Annotated in this window: 21 protein-coding genes and 1 riboswitch; of the genes, 11 read left to right on the top strand and 10 right to left on the bottom strand. The window is 71.3% G+C overall.

Annotated elements, in window-relative coordinates; all coding sequences use genetic code 11:
- Positions 1-9: 9 nt before the first annotated feature.
- A complete protein-coding gene (gene otsB / locus ACYQ8Q_RS21145; protein ID WP_460067045.1) occupies positions 10-864 on the top strand; it encodes a trehalose-phosphatase in 855 nt (284 codons plus the stop codon).
- Here otsB and ACYQ8Q_RS21140 read toward each other — a convergent pair.
- Both ACYQ8Q_RS21140 and ACYQ8Q_RS21135 read right to left on the bottom strand, forming a co-directional pair.
- Positions 852-2,282 carry an alpha,alpha-trehalose-phosphate synthase (UDP-forming) gene (locus ACYQ8Q_RS21140; protein ID WP_460067043.1) on the bottom strand — a complete coding sequence of 477 codons (1,431 nt, stop codon included), beginning with the start codon at positions 2,280-2,282 and terminating at the stop codon, positions 852-854. The genes otsB and ACYQ8Q_RS21140 overlap by 13 nt on opposite strands.
- Positions 2,283-2,385: 103 nt before the next feature.
- Positions 2,386-3,330 (bottom strand): glucosyl-3-phosphoglycerate synthase, encoded by a 945-nt coding sequence (locus ACYQ8Q_RS21135; RefSeq protein ID WP_460067041.1) that lies wholly within the window; start codon positions 3,328-3,330, stop codon positions 2,386-2,388.
- A gap of 136 nt (positions 3,331-3,466) precedes the next feature.
- Positions 3,467-3,605: riboswitch (SAM riboswitch) on the top strand.
- 18 nt (positions 3,606-3,623) lie between these two features.
- Between ACYQ8Q_RS21135 and thrC the strand changes: the two genes are divergently transcribed.
- The 4 genes from thrC (at position 3,624) to groL (ending at position 7,866) form a co-directional block, all read left to right on the top strand.
- Entirely contained in the window at positions 3,624-4,904 is a 1,281-nt protein-coding gene (gene thrC, locus ACYQ8Q_RS21130) for a threonine synthase (RefSeq protein WP_460067039.1), read from the top strand.
- A gap of 88 nt (positions 4,905-4,992) precedes the next feature.
- Positions 4,993-5,271: a MoaD/ThiS family protein gene (locus ACYQ8Q_RS21125; protein ID WP_460067038.1), complete on the top strand. Its 279-nt coding sequence runs from the start codon at positions 4,993-4,995 to the stop codon at positions 5,269-5,271.
- Between the two features lie 452 nt (positions 5,272-5,723).
- A complete protein-coding gene (locus tag ACYQ8Q_RS21120) occupies positions 5,724-5,930 on the top strand; it encodes a cold-shock protein (RefSeq protein ID WP_019057200.1) in 207 nt (68 codons plus the stop codon).
- Between the two features lie 313 nt (positions 5,931-6,243).
- Entirely contained in the window at positions 6,244-7,866 is a 1,623-nt protein-coding gene (gene groL / locus ACYQ8Q_RS21115) for a chaperonin GroEL (protein ID WP_055636802.1), read from the top strand.
- A 291-nt stretch (positions 7,867-8,157) separates the two neighbouring features.
- Here the strand turns inward: groL and ACYQ8Q_RS21110 are convergent, their stop codons facing one another.
- Both ACYQ8Q_RS21110 and ACYQ8Q_RS21105 read right to left on the bottom strand, forming a co-directional pair.
- A complete protein-coding gene (locus ACYQ8Q_RS21110; RefSeq protein ID WP_460067034.1) occupies positions 8,158-8,343 on the bottom strand; it encodes a DUF397 domain-containing protein in 186 nt (61 codons plus the stop codon).
- Positions 8,327-9,166, bottom strand: coding sequence for a helix-turn-helix domain-containing protein (locus ACYQ8Q_RS21105; protein WP_460067032.1), 840 nt, complete (start codon positions 9,164-9,166; stop codon positions 8,327-8,329). Before ACYQ8Q_RS21105 ends, ACYQ8Q_RS21110 begins: the two co-directional genes overlap by 17 nt.
- A gap of 113 nt (positions 9,167-9,279) precedes the next feature.
- Between ACYQ8Q_RS21105 and ACYQ8Q_RS21100 the strand changes: the two genes are divergently transcribed.
- The gene (locus ACYQ8Q_RS21100) at positions 9,280-9,618 is read left to right on the top strand and encodes a hypothetical protein (protein WP_460067031.1); all 339 of its coding nucleotides are present in this window, start codon (positions 9,280-9,282) and stop codon (positions 9,616-9,618) included.
- A 73-nt stretch (positions 9,619-9,691) separates the two neighbouring features.
- Positions 9,692-10,066, top strand: a complete 375-nt coding sequence (locus ACYQ8Q_RS21095) for a VOC family protein (RefSeq protein WP_460067029.1) — start codon at positions 9,692-9,694, stop codon at positions 10,064-10,066.
- On the opposite strand, the gene ACYQ8Q_RS21090 is transcribed toward ACYQ8Q_RS21095, so the two are convergent.
- Together ACYQ8Q_RS21090 and ACYQ8Q_RS21085 are read right to left on the bottom strand one after the other, a co-directional pair.
- Positions 10,047-10,730 carry a class I SAM-dependent methyltransferase gene (locus tag ACYQ8Q_RS21090; RefSeq protein WP_460067027.1) on the bottom strand — a complete coding sequence of 228 codons (684 nt, stop codon included), beginning with the start codon at positions 10,728-10,730 and terminating at the stop codon, positions 10,047-10,049. The genes ACYQ8Q_RS21095 and ACYQ8Q_RS21090 overlap by 20 nt on opposite strands.
- Complete coding sequence (locus ACYQ8Q_RS21085; protein ID WP_460067026.1) at positions 10,727-11,692, bottom strand: WD40 repeat domain-containing protein; 966 nt, start codon at positions 11,690-11,692, stop codon at positions 10,727-10,729. Before ACYQ8Q_RS21085 ends, ACYQ8Q_RS21090 begins: the two co-directional genes overlap by 4 nt.
- Before the next feature lie 177 nt (positions 11,693-11,869).
- Between ACYQ8Q_RS21085 and ACYQ8Q_RS21080 the strand changes: the two genes are divergently transcribed.
- The 3 genes from ACYQ8Q_RS21080 to ACYQ8Q_RS21070 all read left to right on the top strand — a co-directional run bounded on the left by ACYQ8Q_RS21080 (position 11,870) and on the right by ACYQ8Q_RS21070 (position 15,468).
- Positions 11,870-12,997: an NADH:flavin oxidoreductase gene (locus ACYQ8Q_RS21080; RefSeq protein WP_460067024.1), complete on the top strand. Its 1,128-nt coding sequence runs from the start codon at positions 11,870-11,872 to the stop codon at positions 12,995-12,997.
- A gap of 40 nt (positions 12,998-13,037) precedes the next feature.
- Positions 13,038-13,868, top strand: coding sequence for a metallophosphoesterase family protein (locus tag ACYQ8Q_RS21075; RefSeq protein ID WP_460067023.1), 831 nt, complete (start codon positions 13,038-13,040; stop codon positions 13,866-13,868).
- Positions 13,869-13,992: 124 nt separating this feature from the next.
- Positions 13,993-15,468 (top strand): MFS transporter, encoded by a 1,476-nt coding sequence (locus ACYQ8Q_RS21070; RefSeq protein WP_460067021.1) that lies wholly within the window; start codon positions 13,993-13,995, stop codon positions 15,466-15,468.
- A gap of 192 nt (positions 15,469-15,660) precedes the next feature.
- Here the strand turns inward: ACYQ8Q_RS21070 and ACYQ8Q_RS21065 are convergent, their stop codons facing one another.
- The 4 genes from ACYQ8Q_RS21065 to ACYQ8Q_RS21050 form a co-directional block, all read right to left on the bottom strand.
- The gene (locus ACYQ8Q_RS21065) at positions 15,661-16,230 is read right to left on the bottom strand and encodes a hypothetical protein (RefSeq protein WP_460067019.1); all 570 of its coding nucleotides are present in this window, start codon (positions 16,228-16,230) and stop codon (positions 15,661-15,663) included.
- A 163-nt stretch (positions 16,231-16,393) separates the two neighbouring features.
- Positions 16,394-17,881 carry a PTS transporter subunit EIIC gene (locus tag ACYQ8Q_RS21060; RefSeq protein WP_460067016.1) on the bottom strand — a complete coding sequence of 496 codons (1,488 nt, stop codon included), beginning with the start codon at positions 17,879-17,881 and terminating at the stop codon, positions 16,394-16,396.
- 16 nt (positions 17,882-17,897) lie between these two features.
- Positions 17,898-18,878: an N-acetylmuramic acid 6-phosphate etherase gene (gene murQ / locus ACYQ8Q_RS21055; RefSeq protein ID WP_460067014.1), complete on the bottom strand. Its 981-nt coding sequence runs from the start codon at positions 18,876-18,878 to the stop codon at positions 17,898-17,900.
- A 61-nt stretch (positions 18,879-18,939) separates the two neighbouring features.
- Positions 18,940-19,878 carry a MurR/RpiR family transcriptional regulator gene (locus ACYQ8Q_RS21050; RefSeq protein ID WP_460067012.1) on the bottom strand — a complete coding sequence of 313 codons (939 nt, stop codon included), beginning with the start codon at positions 19,876-19,878 and terminating at the stop codon, positions 18,940-18,942.
- Positions 19,879-19,932: 54 nt separating this feature from the next.
- On the opposite strand from ACYQ8Q_RS21050, the gene ACYQ8Q_RS21045 reads away from it, so the two are divergent.
- Positions 19,933-20,307, top strand: a complete 375-nt coding sequence (locus tag ACYQ8Q_RS21045; protein WP_460067011.1) for a hypothetical protein — start codon at positions 19,933-19,935, stop codon at positions 20,305-20,307.

Here is a 20,307-nt window from a genome sequence, read left to right as displayed (position 1 = left end):
GGTCGCCGTATGGGCACCCAGGAGACGTACTCAACGGACCCCGCACCCACGACCCCGGCGGGCCGTGAGGCCCTCGCCGCGATTCTCGCGCGCCCCGCCGCCACCCTCGTCGGCCTCGACTTCGACGGCACGCTCGCCCCGATCGTCGAGAACCCCGAGGACGCCCGCGCCCACCCCGACGCCCTCCCCGCCCTCGCGGCCCTCGCACCCAAGGTCGCCGCCGTCGCCGTCATCACCGGCCGCCCCGCGGAGGTGGCCGTCCGCAACGGCGGCTTCGCGGGCGCCAGGGGACTGGACCACCTCACCGTCCTCGGCCACTACGGCGCCGAACGGTGGGAGGCCCGCACCCAGGAGATCACCGCCCCCGCACCCCACCCGGGCGTCGCCGCCGCCCGCGCCGAACTGCCCGCCGTCCTGGCGGCCGCCGACACCGGGCAGGGCGTGTGGGTGGAGGAGAAGGGCGGCCGGGCCGTCGCCGTGCACACCCGCCGCGCCACCGACCCCCTCGCCGCCTTCGAGGCCCTCCGCGACCCCCTCGCCGCCCTCGCCGCCCGCCACGGCCTGATCGTCGAACCCGGCCGGTACGTCCTGGAACTGCGCCCGCCCGGCATGGACAAGGGCGTCGCCCTCCTCGACCACGTCCGCGCCACCGGCGCCGGGTCCGTCCTCTACGCCGGGGACGACCTCGGGGACCTCCCCGCCTTCGCCGCCGTCGAGAAACTCCGCCAGGACGGCGTCCCCGGCCTCCTCGTCTGCAGCGGCTCCACCGAGGTGACGGAACTCGCCACCCGCGCCGACCTGGTCGTCGACGGCCCCGCCGGCGTCGTACGCCTCCTGCGGGACCTGGCCGCTCAGCTGGGCTGAGGGTCCCGCAGGGCCGTCAGCTGGTCCAGGAACCACTGGGCCGGGGGCAGCGCGGTCGCGGCGGCGGCCAGCCGTTTGACGCGCTCGGCGCGCTCCTCCGGCCCCATGGTCAGGGCCTCGTGCAGGGCGCGGGCCGTCTCCAGGACGTCGTACGGGTTCACCACGAGCGCGTCCTCGCCCAGCTCCCAGTACGCCCCCGCCTCCCGCGACAGCACCAGCGCGCAGCCCTCGTCGGAGACCACCGGGACCTCCTTGGCGACCAGGTTCATCCCGTCCCGGATGGGGTTGACCAGGGCCACGTCCGCGAGGCGGTAGGCGGCGAGGGAGCGGGCGAAGTCGTCCTCCAGGTTCAGCAGGACCGGGGTCCAGCCCGGGGTGCCGTACCGCTCGTTGATCTCCGCCGACAGCCGTGCCACCTCCGCCGTGTAGTCGCGGTAGACGGCGAGATCCTGCCGGGAGGGGTAGGCGAAGGCGATGTGGACGACCCGCTCCCGCCACTCGGGGTGGTCGTCGAGCAGCTGCCGGTACGCCAGCAGACCGCGCACGATGTTCTTCGACAGCTCGGTGCGGTCGACCCGGACGATCGTCCGGCGCCGCTCGCCCCCCGACTCCGCGCCCCCGATCTCCGCGCGCAGGGCGGCGATCCGCTCCGCCACGTCCGGCCGGTGCGCGCGCTCGCGCAGGAAGTCGGCGTCCGCGCCCAGACCGTGCACCCCGATCCGGGTGCCGCCCGTGCCGCCCACGTACTCCGCGCAGCACGCGGTGAACGCGTCCGCCCAGCGCCGGGTGAGGAAGCCCAGCCGGTCCGCGCCGAGCATGCCCCGCAGCAGCTGCTCGCGGATGTCCGTCGGCAGCAGCCCGAAGTAGTCCACCGGCGCCCACGGCGTGTGCGAGAAGTGCCCGATCCGCAGGTCGGGGCGGAGCGCGCGGAGCATCCCCGGGACCAGACAGAGGTGGTAGTCCTGCACGAGGACCGCCGCGCCCGGCCCCGCCTCCTCCGCGAGCGCCTGAGCGAAGGCGCGGTTGTACGTCTCGTACGACGCCCACTGGCGCCGGAACCCGGTGTCGAAGGCCGGTTCCAGCGGGGTCTGGTACAGCAGGTGGTGGATGAACCAGAGCACCGAGTTCGCGATGCCGTTGTAGGCGTCCGCGTGCACGTCGGCGGGAACGGGCAGCATCCGCACGCCCTCCTCGCCGACCCCGCGCCGGACCGCCTCCCGGTCGCCGTCGGACAGCGCCGAGCACACCCACAGGGCGCCCGCCTCGGGGCCGATCGCCGACAGACCGGAGACCAGCCCGCCGCCCCCGCGTTTCGAGTGCAGCGAGCCGTCCTCGCCCACCGAGTAGGAGACCGGGCCGCGGTTGGACGCGACCAGCACCTGAGCACCCCGAGCAGCAGCGTCGTGCGTGGAAGCCATACGCCTCAACCTAGCCCGGTCGGGAAACGCTCAAACGTACGGTGGCGCTGTGTGGAGGGGTCGTATCCGGCCGTATATCGCCGTATACGACCCGCCCCGGTTGTTACGCGACCTTGCGGGACCGGTACTCCGCGATCTCCGCCATCGGCGGCCGCTCCTCCGTGTCCACCGAGTACGTCCGCGGCTCGAAACCGTCGGCGCCGCGCTCGAACTGGGTGAGGGCGGGGCGGACGAGATGGCCGCGGGCCAGCCGCAGCTGGGCGGTGCGGTAGATCGCCGCCGACATCCGGCCGAGGGCCTGCCCGTCCTGGTGGCGGTGCTTGCGCACCCCGACGTCGACCTGCGCGAGCGCGTCGAGGCCCACCAGGTGCAGCGAGTCGATCAGCATCCCGAGCTCGACGCCGTACCCCACCGGGAACGGCAGCTGTTCGAGCAGCGAGCGGCGGGCCGCGTACTCGCCGCCGAGCGGCTGCACGAAACCGGCCAGCTGCGGCCAGTGCAGGTTCAGCAGCGGGCGCGCCATCAGCTCGGTGACCCGGCCGCCCTGCCCGGCGGCGCCGCCCAGGGGACGGTCGTACATCCCCTTGACGAGGTCCACCGCGGGGTCGGTGAGCAGCGGGCCGACGATGCCGGAGACGAAGTCCGAGGAGAACTCCCTGAGGTCGGCGTCGATGAAGCACACGATGTCGCCGGTGGTGACGAGCAGGGAGCGCCACAGGACCTCGCCCTTGCCGGGCACGGCCGGGAGGCGGGGCAGGATCGTGTCGCGGTGGACGACCCGCGCGCCGGCCGCCGCCGCGACCGCGGCCGTGCGGTCGGTCGAGCCCGAGTCGACGACCACGAGCTCGTCGACCAGGGGGACCTGCTGCATGAGGTCGTGGCGGATGACCGCGACGATGTCGCCGACGGTCTCCTCCTCGTTGAGCGCCGGCAGGACGACACTGACCCGCTGCCCCGAGGACCGTTTGGCGGCCATGATCCGGTGCAGCGGGCGATCGGTCAGGGTCCAGGAGCGGGTGGTCAGCCAGCGCTCGACTTCTTCCAGCACGTGGGCGGCTCCTTCACCTGTGATCCATCTCGCGGTTCGGACGACTATCTCAACTGTCCAGGTTGTCGGTTACAGTCTTGGACAACGCGGGTGACCATCGCATGTCCTCGGTGGCCCGCCGTCCACAACTTCATACCGCTCATCCAGAGGGGCAGAGGGATACGGCCCGATGAAGCCCCGGCAACCCTCCAGCCGGTCTCGTTCACGCGAGGCTCCCGGCTTGGGAAGGTGCCAAATCCGTCTCACGGCGAAATGCGTCGTGAGGAAGATGAGGAGAAAGGGCCTCGCCTCACATGGCTGCGCAGACTGTTGCAACCGAATCCACCGTAGACCTGGGTCCCGCCACGGCACTGAGCTGCCGCGAGTGCGGGCACCGCGTGCCCCTCGGCCCGGTCTTCGCCTGCGAGGAGTGTTTCGGCCCGCTCGAGATCGCGTACGACTTCTCCTCCTACGACCCGGAGGAGCTCAGGAAGCGCATCGAGGCGGGACCCGCGAACATCTGGCGTTACGCGCCGCTGCTGCCCGTCCCGGCGGACGTGGCCGACAAGCCCAACATCAACCCCGGCTGGACCAAGCTCGTCAAGGCCGACAACCTGGCGCGCGAGCTGGGCGTCGAGGCCGGCAAGCTGTTCGTCAAGGACGACTCCGGCAACCCGACCCACTCCTTCAAGGACCGGGTCGTCGCCCAGGCCGTCGAGGCGGCGCGGGCCTTCGGGTACACGACCCTGAGCTGCTCCTCGACCGGCAACCTGGCCGGTGCCGTCGGCGCCGCCGCCGCGCGGGCCGGCTTCCGCTCCTGCGTGTTCATCCCGCACGACCTGGAGCAGGGCAAGGTCGTCATGGCCGCGGTCTACGGCGGCGAGCTGGTCGGCATCGAGGGCAACTACGACGACGTCAACCGCTTCTGCTCCGAGCTCATCGGCGACCCGGCGGGCGAGGGCTGGGGCTTCGTCAACGTCAACCTGCGGCCGTACTACGCCGAGGGCTCCAAGACGCTGGCGTACGAGATCGCCGAGCAGCTCGGCTGGCAACTCCCCGACCAGCTGGTCGTGCCGATCGCCTCCGGCTCCCAGCTCACGAAGATCGACAAGGGTCTGCAGGAGCTGATCAAGCTGGGGCTCGTCGAGGACAAGCCGTACAAGATCTTCGGCGCGCAGGCGGAAGGGTGCTCGCCGGTGTCGGTGGCCTTCAAGGCCGGGCACGACGTGGTCCGCCCGCAGAAGCCGAACACCATCGCCAAGTCGCTGGCGATCGGCAACCCGGCGGACGGGCCGTACGTCCTCGACATCGCGCGTCGCACGGGCGGTGCGGTGGAGGACGTGACCGACGAGCAGGTCGTCGAGGCGATCAGGATTCTCGCCCGGACCGAGGGCATCTTCGCGGAGACCGCCGGTGGTGTGACGGTCGGCGTCACGAAGAAGCTGATCGAGAACGGGCTGCTCGACCCGACGAAGACGACGGTGGTGTTGAACACCGGTGATGGTCTGAAGACGTTGGACGCGGTGGCCGGGACCGGACTCACCGCGACGATTCGCCCGTCGCTGGAGTCCTTCCACGAGGCGGGCCTCGCGTAAGCGTCGTTGTTCGGCTGTGGGCCGATGGGGGCTGGTCGCGCAGTTCCCCGCGCCCCTTGAAAGCATGCACCTGACCGGAGGTCACATCGTGAGCGTCACCGTCCGCATCCCCACCATCCTGCGCACCTACACCGGTGGTGCCGCCGAGGTGACCGCCGAGGGGGCCACCCTCGGCGAGGTCATCTCGGATCTGGAGAAGAACCACACCGGGATCGCCGCCCGGGTCCTGGACGACCAGGGCAAGCTGCGGCGGTTCGTGAACGTGTACGTGAACGACGACGACGTCCGGTTCGAGCAGGGGCTGGAGACGGCGACCCCGGACGGGGCGGGCGTGTCGATCATCCCGGCCGTCGCGGGCGGCTGCTGACCCTTGTTCAGTACCCACCGGTAGTAACCGTCGGTAACAGTGATTACCGAGTGTTCATCGAATTGCCCCCTCCGTGAGAGAAGCGGAGGGGGCAATTCAGTGTGGTTGAGCGCGGTACAGTTGGGGAACCGGGTCGCGAAACACTGATCCGGAATCTTTGATTTCTGCCTTGGGCCCGACAAGAAGTAGCCAAAGTGCGTGCCTCTTGCGTGGCATTTGTGGCTTTTATGGGGCCCGACTTGCCCTGAATTCTGGCGAATTCTCGCCACATTCCGGATCGCGTGCGTCCAGAATTCTCGTCCAAGTGACCTGTTGCAGAGGGCAGTTGGACAGATACATTCGGCCGCGGTCGACGCGTTCCGGCGCACGCCCCCAACCAACTGGGGGGTGAGGTCTGACCCGGATCCGCGAAGTGTGGATCTGTGCAAGGGCCAGTAATAGGGGAGTTAGGCATGGCTCAGGGCACCGTCAAGTGGTTCAACGCGGAGAAGGGGTACGGCTTCATCGCGGTCGACGGTGGTGCGGATGTTTTCGTCCACTACAGCGCGATCCAGATGGACGGGTACCGCACCCTGGAAGAGGGCCAGCGGGTCGATTTCGAGATCTCGCAGGGTCAGAAGGGGCCGCAGGCGGACATGGTCCGGCTGGCGACCAGCTGAAGCACGCGCCGACTGAAGCGTCGTTCTTCTGTTTCATCTTCGAAGGGCCCGTACCTCCTGGGGTACGGGCCCTTCGGCATGCCCCGCGCGGACGCCTCGGCGGACCCCAGTCCTCGGGAGGCGCTTGCACTCGACCATGCCGAGTGCTAATCATTGGCGTTAGCACTCTGAAGGTGAGAGTGACAAAGAAGGACCGGGTCGGTGAGGCCCGCAGGCCAGGTGGGGCAAGGAACCACGCGGCATGCGAGCCGTCCGTCGCGGGCGCGGGCGCGGTCCGAAGGAATCACCCCCAGTCCTGGAGGGACCACTTCACATGGCCAAGATCATCGCGTTCGACGAGGAGGCGCGGCGCGGCCTCGAGCGCGGCATGAACCAGCTCGCGGACGCCGTCAAGGTGACGCTCGGCCCCAAGGGTCGCAACGTCGTCCTCGAGAAGAAGTGGGGCGCCCCCACGATCACCAACGATGGTGTCTCCATCGCCAAGGAGATCGAGCTCGAGGACCCGTACGAGAAGATCGGCGCCGAGCTGGTCAAGGAAGTCGCGAAGAAGACGGACGACGTAGCCGGTGACGGCACGACGACCGCGACCGTCCTGGCCCAGGCCCTGGTGCGCGAGGGTCTGCGCAACGTGGCCGCCGGCGCCAACCCGATGGCTCTGAAGCGCGGTATCGAGAAGGCCGTCGAGGCTGTCTCCGGTGCCCTGCTCGAGCAGGCCAAGGACGTGGAGACCAAGGAGCAGATCGCCTCCACCGCCTCCATCTCCGCCGCCGACACCCAGATCGGCGAGCTCATCGCCGAGGCCATGGACAAGGTCGGCAAGGAAGGCGTCATCACCGTCGAGGAGTCCCAGACCTTCGGTCTGGAGCTGGAGCTCACCGAGGGTATGCGCTTCGACAAGGGCTACATCTCGGCGTACTTCGCCACCGACATGGAGCGTATGGAGGCCGTCCTCGACGACCCGTACATCCTGATCGCGAACTCCAAGATCGCGAACGTCAAGGACCTGCTCCCGCTCCTGGAGAAGGTCATGCAGTCGGGCAAGCCGCTGCTGATCATCGCCGAGGACGTCGAGGGCGAGGCCCTGTCGACCCTGGTCGTCAACAAGATCCGCGGCACCTTCAAGTCCGTCGCGGTCAAGGCCCCGGGCTTCGGCGACCGCCGCAAGGCGATGCTGAACGACATCGCCATCCTCACCGGCGGCGAGGTCATCTCCGAGGAGGTCGGTCTCAAGCTCGAGAACACGACCCTCGACCTGCTGGGCAAGGCCCGCAAGGTCGTCATCACCAAGGACGAGACCACCATCGTCGACGGTGCCGGTTCGTCGGACCAGGTCGCCGGCCGGGTGAACCAGATCCGCGCCGAGATCGAGAACAGCGACTCGGACTACGACCGCGAGAAGCTGCAGGAGCGCCTGGCGAAGCTCGCCGGCGGTGTCGCGGTCATCAAGGCCGGCGCCGCCACCGAGGTGGAGCTCAAGGAGCGCAAGCACCGCATCGAGGACGCCGTCCGCAACGCGAAGGCCGCCGTCGAGGAGGGCATCGTCGCCGGTGGCGGCGTGGCGCTCATCCAGGCGTCCTCCGTCTTCGAGAAGCTGGACCTCGAGGGTGACGAGGCGACCGGCGCCAACGCCGTGAAGCTCGCGCTGGAGGCCCCGCTCAAGCAGATCGCCGTCAACGGTGGTCTCGAGGGTGGCGTTGTCGTGGAGAAGGTCCGCAACCTCCAGGTCGGCCACGGCCTGAACGCCGCGACCGGTGAGTACGTCGACATGATCGCCTCCGGCATCATCGACCCGGCGAAGGTGACCCGCTCTGCCCTGCAGAACGCCGCCTCCATCGCCGCGCTCTTCCTCACCACCGAGGCCGTCATCGCCGACAAGCCGGAGAAGGCCGCCGCGCCCGCCGGTGGCGGTATGCCGGGCGGTGACATGGACTTCTGATCGACCTCTGGTTGATCTGCGTCCTTTCCGGGGGCGGTATCCCTTGCTTGAGCAGGGGGTGCCGCCCTTGGGCGTTGCAGCACCTCAGAACGCGTAGTCCTTCAATTTCTCGGTGGTGTTGTGAGCACTTTGCGGGGGCTGTTGCGTTATGCGCGCGCTAGAGGCTCGTGACTGTCCGTCGTAACTCGGTCGCCGAAAGTCAAATCCAAGGGTGGGCGGGTGGGTTGAGGCCCTCCACCCATTCCAAGCAAAGAGGGCTCGGAGCTGGGCGCTTGAGCTTCAGGGGCGGTCTCAGCGGCTGATGTGCTGGACGAACGCCACCCAGGCCTCCGGCCGGAACGCGAGCTTCGGGCCGTGCGGCGCCTTGGAGTCACGGATGAGGGTGGGGTGGGTGAGGGCGGCTTCCAGGCAGTCGCCTCCACTGGGGCCGCTGTAGCTGGATTTGCGCCAAGCGTGGGTGCTAGTGCTCTGCCTCATGTCTGTAATCCTCTGCCACCGATTCGATGAGGGCCAGGGATTCCTGCGGTGAGAGTGCGCTGGCGGCGACGAGGTGGAACGTCAGGTCGTACTGGGCGAGCGTGGTCGGGTCGTCCTCCAGTCGCCCCGTGCCGAGGCCCTGAAGGTAGGCGAGCGGTGGAGCGTCCTTGAACGACATCAACTTGAGGGAGCCCTCCACGGCCATGTGCGCCCCCACGCTGAACGGCAGCACCTGCACGATGATTCGGCACCGGCGTGCGAGCGCCGCGATGTGCTCCAGAGCCTCGGCCATCACGGCTGCGCCGCCAACCCTTCGTCGCAGTACCGCCTCGTCGAGGACCGCCCACAACAACGGCGTTGTTGGATCGGCGAGCAGATCTGCCCGTTCGAGCCGGGCCGCGACCAACTCCTCGATGACTCGCTCGGTATCGGTCGGCCGCCCCTTGCGGAACATCGCTTGCGCGTAGCCCCTGGTCTGCAACAACCCCGGAATCAGCGTCGGCGCGTACTCCCTGATCCCCGTAGCAACCGCCTCCGCCTCCGCCGCCTCCGCGAAGTGGTCCGGGTACTTCGACTTGGCCAGGGCCCGGCAGTTCCGTTCGAAGAAGCCGTTCGTGCCCAGGATCTCGTCTATCTGCACGGCGTACTCGAGGTGCAGGCGCCGCGTCCCGGCCTCCAGTTGACCGATGAACGAACCGCTCACGAAGAGGGGTTCGCCCAGCTCGGCCTGGCTCAGCCCCTTCCTCTCCCGCGCATGGCGCAACTCCGCCCCCAGCAGCGCGCGCGGCGACGATGACGGGTCGAGGCCCTTCGGTTCGGGCATGGCCACTCCCTTGTCCAACGAACGGGGTTGTTGGGACGCCGTATCTGGCCAGGCTAGGGACGGGATGGCCACGCTGTGTGGTGAACGTGAACACTCAGCGTGGAGGGAAGGCGATGACGGACACGGCACGCAACGCCCCCGAGGCTCTGGCGCGGCTGCACGCCGCCCTGCGGGACGCGGGGGTCCGGCTCCCGTCCGTGCGGCTCGACCCGGTGTCGGCCGCGCGGGACGACCGGTTCGCCCTCATCGACCTGGGCCGCTGCAACTTCGTCGTGGCCTCGCGGCTCGCCGACGCCCTGCGGGGACGCCCGGGGCCGGAGGAGCCGGGTGAGGGGTCCGTCGCCGACGAACTGCGGGAGCGGGTACGGCTGCTCAACCGCGGTAGGGTTCCTGGCATGAACACCGGACCGGCCTCGCGCCATTCACAGACGGGCGATCCGGTGGAGAGCTGACCGCCCGTGGACCTCCGCAGTGCTCGCGCACCGAGACCCTTCTCCGTGTCGAGCGCAAAGCGAGGACAACCGCATGTCAGTCACCTTCAACCACACCATCATCGCCGCCAAGGACCGCAACGAGTCGGCCCAGTTCTTCCGTGAACTGCTGGAGCTGGCGGAAGCCCCGTCATGGGGGCCCTTCACCAACATCCAGCTCGACGACGGCGTCCTGCTCCAGTTCGCCGAGCCCCCGGTGGACATTCAGATGCAGCACTACGCCTTTCTCATCGACGACGAGCTGTTCGACCGGGCGTATCGCCGACTCCGCGAGCGCGGCGTCGTGCACTGGGCCGACCCGCAGATGCGGCGGCCCGGCGAGATCAACCACGAACACGGCGGCCGGGGCGTCTACTTCAAGGACCCCGCCGGTCACGCCATCGAGCTGATCACCCGGCCGTACCTGTGACCGTCCGGGAGTAGTGGGAGCCGACCGTCGGCTGGCCCGTGTAGTTGGGGCCTGCCGTCGGATCGGCGCCCAGGTAGGTGAAGGGGAGGGTGAGGGTCCGGGCGCCCCGGAGGGTGAGCAGGTGACGGCGTGTGTCGTACGCGAATCCCGACGCCCGGAGCGCCGCGAGCACCGCCCTTCCCGCCGACCCGCCGTCCGGCCGACGGATCGACTCCGGGTCGAAGTGGGCCAGGAGCAGTCCGTCCTCCGTCAGCCAGGAGGCGGCCCGGGTGAGCAGGCCCAACTGGTCGCCCACGTAGTGCAGACCGTGCACGCAGGTGATCAGGTCGTACGGGCGGGTCGGCGCCCAGGTCGAGACCGACGCGGTGATCTCCTCCAGGGCGGGCGGCGTCGGCAGCGGAACCAGCGGGCCCACGAGGTCCACGCCCGTGAGGACCGCGTCGTCGGGCAGCGCCGAGGCTGCCTCCCGCAGGGCGCGGCCCTCCCCGCTGCACAGGTCCAGCCAGGAGGGCGCGGGCCTCTCGAGATGCGCCAGGAAGTCCACGCCCAGCTCGCGGGCGTAACTGTTCACTCCCGCGAGGCCGCGTTCGCGGTTCATCGTGTTGTTGGCGACCACGGACGACCGCTCCAGCTCGGACATCCCCACCAGCACGGGCCTCGTCACGCGCTCACCCGGACCAGCACCGCGACCTCCCGGCCGTGGCCCACCACCAGGCGGCGGCCGTCCGCCGTGGTCGCGAGGGCGTGGACGGGGGAGGGGAAGGTGAGGGGTTCGCCCACGGGACTGCTGCCGGTCGTCAGGTCGTGGAGGACGACCGTCCCGGTGCCGTCCGTCGTGATCAGGTGGGTGTCCCCCGCCGCCATGCCGCGTATCGCGCCCGTGGCCAGCGGCTCGCGCCACTCCTTCCCCTCCCGCAGACTCCACACCCGGACCGTGGCGTCCCGCGCGGCGGTCAACGCCACCGGTTCGCCGTCCAGCACCGTCGTGATCACCGAGGTCACCCAGTCGGTGTGACCGGTGAGGGGTTCGCCCACGGCCGTGCCGGTCGTCAGGTCCCACAGCCGTACGGTCTTGTCCCAGCTGCCCGTCACCGCCAGCGCCCTGCCGTCCACCTCGGCCGTCGCGAGACAGGTGATGCGGCTGGTGTGGCCGGTGAAGGGCTCACCCACGGCGGTGCCGGTCGCGAGGTCCCAGACGCGGACGCCGCCGTCCGAGCCGCCGGTCACCACGACCGGCCGCCCCGCCACCCGCCCGGTCGCCAGGGCCAGGATCCGGCCGCTGGGCAGGGCGATCGGCTCGCCGGTCTCCTTGCCCGAGGCCAGGTCCCAGCGGTGGAGTGTCGCGTCCGGGGCGGCCGTCACCGCGACCGGGTCGCCGTCCACCTCCGCCGTCGCCAGCAGGGTGACCTCGGCGGTGACGGGCTCGCCGACCGGCGCCCCGGTGGTCAGGTCCCAGGTCCGTACGGTGTGGTCCCTGCTGCCCGTGACCGCCACCGCGCGGCCGTCCACGACCGTCGTGGCCACCGCCGTCACCCAGCCCGTGTGCCCCGTCAGCGTCCGCAGCAGGCGCGGATCCCCCGGAGATCCGGCCGTCGCCCACGTCCCCACCCACATCGTGTCTCCCATGCCGAAAACGCTAACCGGCACCACTGACAACGCCCCCGCGTGGCCGGGATCACAGGCCGTTCCGGGGCGCGGCCGGAATGGGACGGGCGGCGCGGGAGTTCTCGTTACGAGTCACTCGATGCATGTGCACATACTGACCGGTCTTCAAGATCGCATACTTCACGAGGAGCCCCCCACGTGAGCGTCACCGAGCCCACCGCCACCCGCGCCGCCGAGATCCTCTCCCGGCCGGTGCACATCAACGGTCTGACCGTCCCGAACCGGATCGCGATGGCGCCGATGACCCGGATGTTCTCCCCGGACGGCATCCCGGGCGAGGACGTGGTCTCGTACTACTCCCGCCGTGCCGCCGCCGGTGTCGGTCTGGTCGTCACCGAGGGGACGTACGTCGGGCACGAGTCGGCCGGGCAGAGCGACCGGGTGCCCCGGTTCCACGGTGAGGAGCAGCTCGCGGGGTGGGCCAGGGTCGCCGAGGGCGTGCACGCGGCGGGCGGGACGATCGTGCCGCAGCTGTGGCACATCGGCATGGTCCGCAAGCAGGGCGAGCCGCCGTACGCGGACGCCCCCGCCGTCGGCCCGTCCGGGCTGCGCATGGACGGCACCGAGGGCACCGGCAAGGCGATGACCCAGCGCGACCTGGACGACGTCATCGGCGCGTTCGCCGAGGCCGCGGCCGCCGCCGAGCGCATCGGCTTCGACGGCGTCGAGATCCACGGCGCCCACGGCTACCTCGTCGACCAGTTCCTGTGGGCCGGCACGAACCGCCGTACCGACGCCTACGGCGGTGACGCGGTGGCCCGTACGAAGTTCGCCGCCGAGGTCGTCGCGGCCGTCCGCGAGACCGTCTCGGCCGAGTTCCCGATCATCTTCCGCTACTCGCAGTGGAAGCAGGAGGCCTACCGGGCCCGGCTCGCCGAGACCCCGGAGGAGCTGGAGGCCATCCTCACGCCGCTGGCCGCCGCCGGTGTCGACGCCTTCCACGCCTCCACCCGCCGCTACTGGATCCCCGAGTTCGAGGGCTCCGACCTCAACCTCGCGGGCTGGACGAAGAAGCTCACCGGCAGGACCACCATCACCGTCGGCTCCGTGGGTCTCGACGGCGACTTCCTCCGGGGCTTCGCCGGTGAGGGGGCGCCGCTCAAGGGCATCGAGGACCTCCTCGACAGCCTGGAGCGCGACGAGTTCGACCTGGTGGCCGTGGGGCGCGCGCTGCTCCAGGACCCGGAGTGGGCGGCCAAGGTCCTCGCGGGGCGTACGGACGAGCTGAAGGCGTACGACGCGGCCGCGCTGGGCACCCTGAGCTGAACCCCGGTTCGCGGGACGACTCGTGGGTACTGTCCGGGAGATGAGGATCCTTCATCTCTCGGACCCGCACCTCGGGAGGGACGGCGCGGCCGACTCCCTGCGGCTGATGCTGGGCGAGCTCGGGCAGGTGCGGGACGTGGACGCCGTCGTCGTCACCGGCGACCTCGCCGACGACGGCGCGACGGAGGCGTACGCCACCGTCCGCACGCTCGTCGGCGATTTCGCGCGCCCCCTCGGCGCGCCCGTCTTCTACACCACCGGCAACCACGACGAGCGGTCCGCCTTCGCGAAGGTGCTGGGCAGCGGGCACCCGGAGGGCGCCGTCGTGTTCCCGGGGGAGGCGCGGGCCGCCGTCAGCGATGTCGGCGGGTGGCGGTTCGTCACGCTCGACTCGCTGGTCCCGGGCAAGGTGTACGGCCGTGTCGGCGCGGCCCAGCTCGACTGGCTGAGGGGCGTGCTGAGCACGCCGGCCGGGCATGGCACCGTCCTCGCCTTCCACCATCCGCCGATCGGCCTCGCCCTCTCGGCCACCCAGCAGGTCTTCGGGCTGCGTGATCCCGGCGAACTGGCGGCGGTGATCCGGGGGAGCGACGTACGGGTCCTGCTGACCGGGCACTACCACCTCCAGCTCTGCGGGTTCCTGGCTTCGGTGCCGGTGTGGGTGACGCCCGGGATCGTCAACCGCATCGACCTGACCACCGCGCCCGGCACCGAGCGGGCGGTGCGCGGTGCGTCGGCCTCGCTGGTGGAGCTGGGCGGGGCGGAGGGGCCGATGTTCCACACCTTCCACGCGCGCGATCCGCGGGCCCATGAGCTGGTGTACGAGCTGGACGAGGAGCGGACCCGGGAGTTCATCGCGCGGGAGGGCTGAGGCCGGACGCGGATGTTCTCGCTGGGCGGGGCCGACACGGCAGATTTCGCTTGCTTAACTCAATCAATCTGCATAAGCTTGCTTGAGTCAAGCAGTTCACGTCGCATCCGACGGAGGCCCTGTCATGTCCGACGCCCTTGCCCGACCCGCCGCGGCGGGGACATCCGCCCCGCCGAGGTCGAACGCCGTGGTGGCGGTGCTGGCCCTGGCCGGGATCGTCGTCTCGCTGATGCAGACCCTGGTCATCCCGATCGTCTCCGAGCTGCCGAGGCTCCTGGACGCACCCGCCTCCGACACGGCCTGGGCGGTCACCGCGACCCTCCTCGCCGCAGCCGTGGCCACCCCGGTCGTCGGCCGGCTCGGTGACATGGTCGGCAAGCGGCGGATGCTGGTCGTCAGCATCCTGATGCTGATCGTCGGCTCGCTGGTCTGCGCCCTCTCCGACTCCCTCGTCCCGCTGATCGTCGGCCGGGTGCTGCAGGGTCTGTCGGCCGCGGTGGTGCCGCTCGGCATCAGCATCCTGCGGGACACCGTCCCGGCCGAGAAGCTCGCCGGTTCGACGGCCGTGATGAGCGCCTCGCTCGGCGTCGGCGGCGCGCTCGGACTGCCGACCGCCGCGTTCATCGCGGACAACTGGAACTGGCACGTCCTGTTCTGGGTCGCCGCCGCCCTCGGGGTCCTCGCCCTGGCCCTCGTCCTGGTCTTCATCCCCGAGTCGCAGAACCGCTCGGGCGGCCGCTTCGACCTGGTCGGCTCGCTCGGTCTGTCGGCCGGTCTCGTCACGCTGCTGCTCGCCGTGTCCAAGGGCGCCGACTGGGGCTGGACCTCCGCCGCCACCCTGGGCCTGGGCGGCGCCGCCCTGGTGATCCTGCCCGCCTGGGGCTGGTGGGAGCTGAGGGCGAGGCAGCCGCTGGTCGACCTGCGCACCACCGCCAGGCGGCAGGTGCTGTTCACCAACCTCGCCTCGATCGCCCTCGGCTTCTCGATGTTCGCGATGTCGCTGGTCCTGCCGCAGATCCTCCAGCTGCCCGCGCAGACCGGCTACGGCCTCGGCAAGTCGATGCTCGCCGCCGGTCTGCTGCTGGCCCCGCAGGGCCTGGTGATGATGGTCATGTCGGCCGTGTCCGCCGCGATCACCCGGGCCAAGGGCCCCAAGGTCACCCTGATGATCGGCGCGCTGATCGTCGCCGCCGGCTACAGCCTGAACATCGTCCTGATGAGCGAGGTCTGGCACGTCGTCCTGGCGTCCTGCGTCATCGGCGCCGGTGTCGGCTTCACCTACGGCGCCATGCCCGCCCTGATCATGGCCGCGGTCGACCCCTCCCAGACCGGCGCCGCGAACAGCCTCAACACCCTGATGCGGTCCCTGGGCACCTCCTTCGCCAGCGCCATCGCCGGTGTCGTCCTCGCCCAGATGACCACCGACTTCGGCGGGTACGCGCTGCCCTCCGAGAACGGCTTCAAGGTCGTCATGGCCATCGGCGCGGGCGCGGCCCTGGTCGCCTTCCTCCTCGCCGTCTTCATCCCCGGACGCCGGGCCGCGGCGCAGCCCGCGGTCGCGGCGGGGGAGCCCCGGGAGGCCACGCCCGTCAAGGCGTGAGCCCCGACCCGACCGCCGGAGGCGGCCGTCACCCACACGAGGGGTGTCGGCCGTCTTCGGCACTTTCGCCGGGCACCGCCCGTTTTCCGAACAGCCGGCGACTACAGGAGTGATCGATGACGACAGCCGAGGAGGGCCGGGACTTCCCGCCGCTGCCGCTGCCGGAGGGCCAGGGCGGCCGGAGCCGGGTGGCTAGAGGTTGCCCAGGGGCTCGATGTCGACCTTCACCGGGGTGCCCCAGATCCGCAGGACCTCGTAGTCGGTGAACTCATGGACCAGGCGGTAGGCCATGGCGGGGCGGGAGCCGCGGCGCAGGGCGGCGAGATACAGCTCCGCCTCGTGCCGGTCGCGCCGGGGCGTGCCGCACAGCTGCCACTCCTGGCCGTTCCACAGCTCGGGCAGCCAGCGCTGCTGGGGCTGGGGGCGGTCGCCGCGGCTGCCGTAGCGGGAGGGGGCGGGGGAGGAGGGGGCGCCCTGCGGGGCGGGGCCGTTGAACTCGGCCCGCCGGGCCGCCCGTCGCCGGGTCTCGCAGAGCAGACAGAGATCGGGGGCGGCCTCGTCGACGGGGCCCTGGGGATGCTCGGCGCACCGGGTGGTGGGCACTGCGCTGGTGACGCTCTCGTCGAGCAGCTCCAGGGCGCGCCGCAGATCGGCCTTGACCTCGTGCAGCCGGGCGTCGGGGGTGTCGGCGGACAGGGCCTCGCCGTGCTCCCCGAGCAGTCGGAGGGCACGGCCCAGGGCGGTGGACTGGGCGTGGTTCATGGCACCCAGGGTAGGGCGGACGCGGCGGGCGGCGGCTCTCGGCCAAGGTGCGCGACCCAGCCCATGAGTGTGGACAATTTTGAGGACGATTCATGGCGGGCGGTGATGGCAAGGCGGCCGCGGACCCCTCCCTGGTCTTCGCCCCGTCCGCCGGGTGACTTCATCACCTGGATCGGGAAGGTGCCGGGTCACCCGGCGCGCCACCGGCGGTAGCCGTGGCAGCCGCCGCCGCTCGTACGCCGCCGAAGGCGTAGGTCGCCGCGAAGCCGACGGTGTAGCCCGTGAGGAGGCCGCCCGCGTAGATCGCGGCGGTGACGCCCAGCCCCCTGTTCCCCGCGAGCAGGGGGAACAGGGCCCACCCCGAAGGGCCGATGGCACTCGCGCCGACCCGGTCGCCGAGCATCGCGAAGAAGCCGATGAAGGCACCGCCGGCCGCGCCGCCCGCGCAGGCGGTCAGGAAGGGGCGGCCAAGGGGCAGGGAGACGCCGTAGATGAGGGGCTCGCCGACGCCGAGCAGGCCCGCCGGGAGCGCCGATCTGATCGTCGTACGGAGAGAGGTGCCGAGGGAGGTGTCGTGGCGCAGCCGGACGTACACCGCGACGGCCGCGCCGACCTGGCCCGCGCCCGCCATCGCCAGGACCGGGAGCAGGACGGTGTAGCCCTGCTGGTCGATGAGGGTGGTGTGGATCGGGATCAGGGCCTGGTGGAGGCCGAGCATCACCAGGGGGAGGAACAGGCCGCCCAGGACCAGGCCGGCGACGGCGCCCGTGGTGGCCAGCAGCCAGTTCGCGGCCGTGCCGATCGCGGAGGAGACCGCGCCGGCCGCGTACATGATCCCGTACAGCGTGCCCAGGCCCGCGACGAGGACGGTCAGAGCGGGGGTGAGGAGGACGTCCAGGGCGTCCGGGACCCTGCCCCGGCACCACCGTTCGACCCAGGTCGCCAGCAGGGCCGCGGCCAGCGCGCCGAGCACCCCGCCCTGGCCGGGGGAGAGAGGCACCCCGAACGCCGTCACCTTCGCCACGCTCGGGAGGACGACGATCGCCGCGACCGCACCGCCGAGCACCGGGGTGCCGCCGAACTCCTTCGCCGTGTTGAGGCCGACGAACACGGGGATCAGCGCCATGAAGGCGGAGGCGACGGCGGCCAGGGCGGGCGTCAGACCGGGCAGCAGGCCGGCGTTGACGAGCAGACCGCCCAGCCCGGCGAGGATGCCGCAGCCGATCAACGCGGGAATCAGCGGCACGAACACGGCGGCGAGCCGGCGCAGAACGGTCTTGAAGGGGGTGGCGTTGCGCCGCCCCCGCTCCTCCCGCAACACCGCTCCCCGCTCGGCGAGCGGCCCCGCGACGGTCGGCCCGGCGGACGGTTCGGTCGACCGGGGTTCCGTTTCCGTCAGGCGTTGGAACGCGGCCGTCACCCTGGTCACCGCTCCCGGTCCCAGGACCACCTGCCAGGCGCCGTCGGCCACGACGATCCCGAGGACACCGGGCAACGCCCGTAGCGCGTCCTCGTCCGTCCGGGACGGGTCGGCCAGGGTGAGGCGCAGGCGGGTCATGCAGTGGGCGACGGAGGTGACGTTCGCGGGGCCGCCGACCAGGGGGAGGATCGCGGCGGCGAGGTCATGGGCGCTGAACTTCGGGGTGCTCACCCACCGAGCGTGCGGCTCAGCCGGCCGCCGCGGCGAGCGCGGCACGCAGATGACCGCCGGACTCCTCCAGAAGGCGGGCGGCCGCCGCCCCGTCCACCCCGGCCAGCAGTACCAGGATCGCGCGCTTGACCTCGCCGTCGGTGGCCTCGAGCGCCGGCTCGACCTCCCGGTCCCCGGCCCCGGTCGCCAGCGCGACGATGTGCCGCGAACGGGCGCGCAGCTTGTCGTTCGAGGCCCGGACGTCGACCATCAGGTTCCCGTACGTCTTGCCCAGCCGGATCATCGTGATCGTCGACACCATGTTGAGCACCAGCTTCTGCGCGGTGCCCGCCTTCAGCCGGGTCGAGCCGGTGAGCAGCTCCGGCCCCACCACGACCTCGATCCCGTGCTCGGCGGCGGCCGCCAGCGCGCTGCCCGCGTTGCAGGACAGCCCCACGGTCAGCGCACCCCGAGCCCGGGCGTACTCCACCGCGCCGATGGCGTACGGGGTGCGGCCGGAGGCGGAGACGCCGATCACCGAGTCGTCGGCGGTCAGCCGGAGGGCCTTCAGGTCGGCGACGGCCAGCTCGGCGGAGTCCTCGGCGCCTTCGACGGAGGTGGTCATCGCCGAGGGCCCGCCGGCGAGGACGCCGACGACCTGCCCGGGGGCGGTGTCGAAGGTCGGCGGACACTCGGAGGCGTCGAGCACACCGAGCCGCCCGGCGGTCCCGGCGCCCGCGTAGACCAGCCGCCCACCGCGCGCCATGCGCTCCGCGACGGCGTCGATCACGGCGGCGATCCGGGGCAGCTCGGCGGCGACGGCGGCCGGCACCCCGGCGTCCTCGCCGTTCATCAGCCGGGCCAGATCGAGGGTGGCGAGCCGGTCGATGTCGGCGAGCTCGGGCCGGAAGGCCTCGGTGGTGAGGGAGGAGAGCTGACGGCGCAGGGCGTCGGGGGAAGAGGCGTCGGGGGAAGAGGTCTCGGGGGAAGAGGTCTCGGAGGAAGAGGTGGAGGTCATGGCAGACGGTTCTTTCTCACGCGGTCGGGTGCAACACCCCTACGGGTCGTGTGCAACACCCCTACCTGTGCCGGTGCGCCAACGCCTCGTACGACGCGGCCAGCGCGGGCCCCGCCACCTCATAGGTCCGCTGGGCCACGCCCACGAACAGACAGTCCACGACCAGCAACTGCCCGGTCCGGGAGGACATCGCCGCGGGCCGCAGCTCGCTCTCCCGTGCCGTCGACGTGGTCAGGACGTGATCGGCGTACTGGGTGACGGGACTCTCCGGGCGCCCGGTGATGACGACCGTGGTCGCCCCCCGCTCGAACGCCACCCGCAGTGGTTCGATGACGTCCCCGGTCGACCCGGAGTGCGTGATCGCGACGGCGACGTCCCCCGCGCCGAGCTGCACCGCGTTGGTCACCGCGAGGTGCGGGTCGCTGTGCGCATGGGCCACGCGCCCGATCCGCAGCAGCTTCTGGGTGAGGTCCTGGGCGACCAGCCCGCTCGCGCCTACGCCGTACACATCGACCCGCCGCGCGTCCGCCGTCGCGACGGCCGCCGCCTCCAGCTGGGCGGTGTCGAGGCAGGCCGCGGTGTCGGCGAGGGTCTGCCGCTCGTCGTGGGCGAGTTTGGCGACGACGTCCGCGAGGGAGTCGTCGACGGCGATGTCGGTGGTGAGGGCGGGCGCGCGGCCGGACTGCTGCTGGGCGGCGAGCCCCGCGAGGGCGAGACGCAGGTCGCGGTAGCCGGGGTAGCCGAGGACGCGGGCGGTGCGGACCACGGTGGCCTCGCTGGTTCCGGTGCGTTCGGCGAGGCCGGTGACGGTGAGGGCGGCGCAGCCCGCCGGGTCGCCGACGACGGCCTCGGCGACGCGCTGCATGGAGCGGGTGAGGGAGGGCGCGAGGGTACGGATCTTGCTGGCGAGCGCGGCGGGGGCCGGACCGAAGGCTGCCGGACCGGAAGGTGCCGGACCGGAAGGTGCCGGACGGAAGGTTTCCTTCGCTTCCTGGGTCACCCTTGAAAGGTATTTTCGGACCGGTGGGGGGTCAAGCACGCGCACAATGGAGCCATGGAACCCTCCGAACAGGCACTGCACACTGCCCGTGCCCTCGTGCTCGCCGATCTCGCCGCGGGCGGCGTGGCCGCGGCGGACGTGGTGTCGATGGTCGAGGAGTCCGTCGTCCAGCGCCGCTGGTGGGTGGAGCAGTGGCCGGACGGGATGGCGTACGTGGCCGGGCTGGTCGCCCAGGACGTGCAGGACGCGCTCCTCGAACGGTACGGCCGCTGGCCGTTGTGCCCGGTCTGCGGCTCCGGCGATCCGCACGCCCTCGAGGTCGAGCCCGAACTGGGCCCGGATCCGCACTGGGTGTGCCACCAGGCGGGGGTGAAGGTCGCGGCGGTCGGGGCGCTGGGTTCGGCGACCGGCGGGGCGCGTTCCTCATGA

Source organism: Streptomyces sp. YKOK-I1, assembly GCF_054660435.1.
The sequence above is the reverse complement of the archived record's forward strand: the minus strand, read 5'-3'. Positions and strand labels throughout refer to the sequence as shown.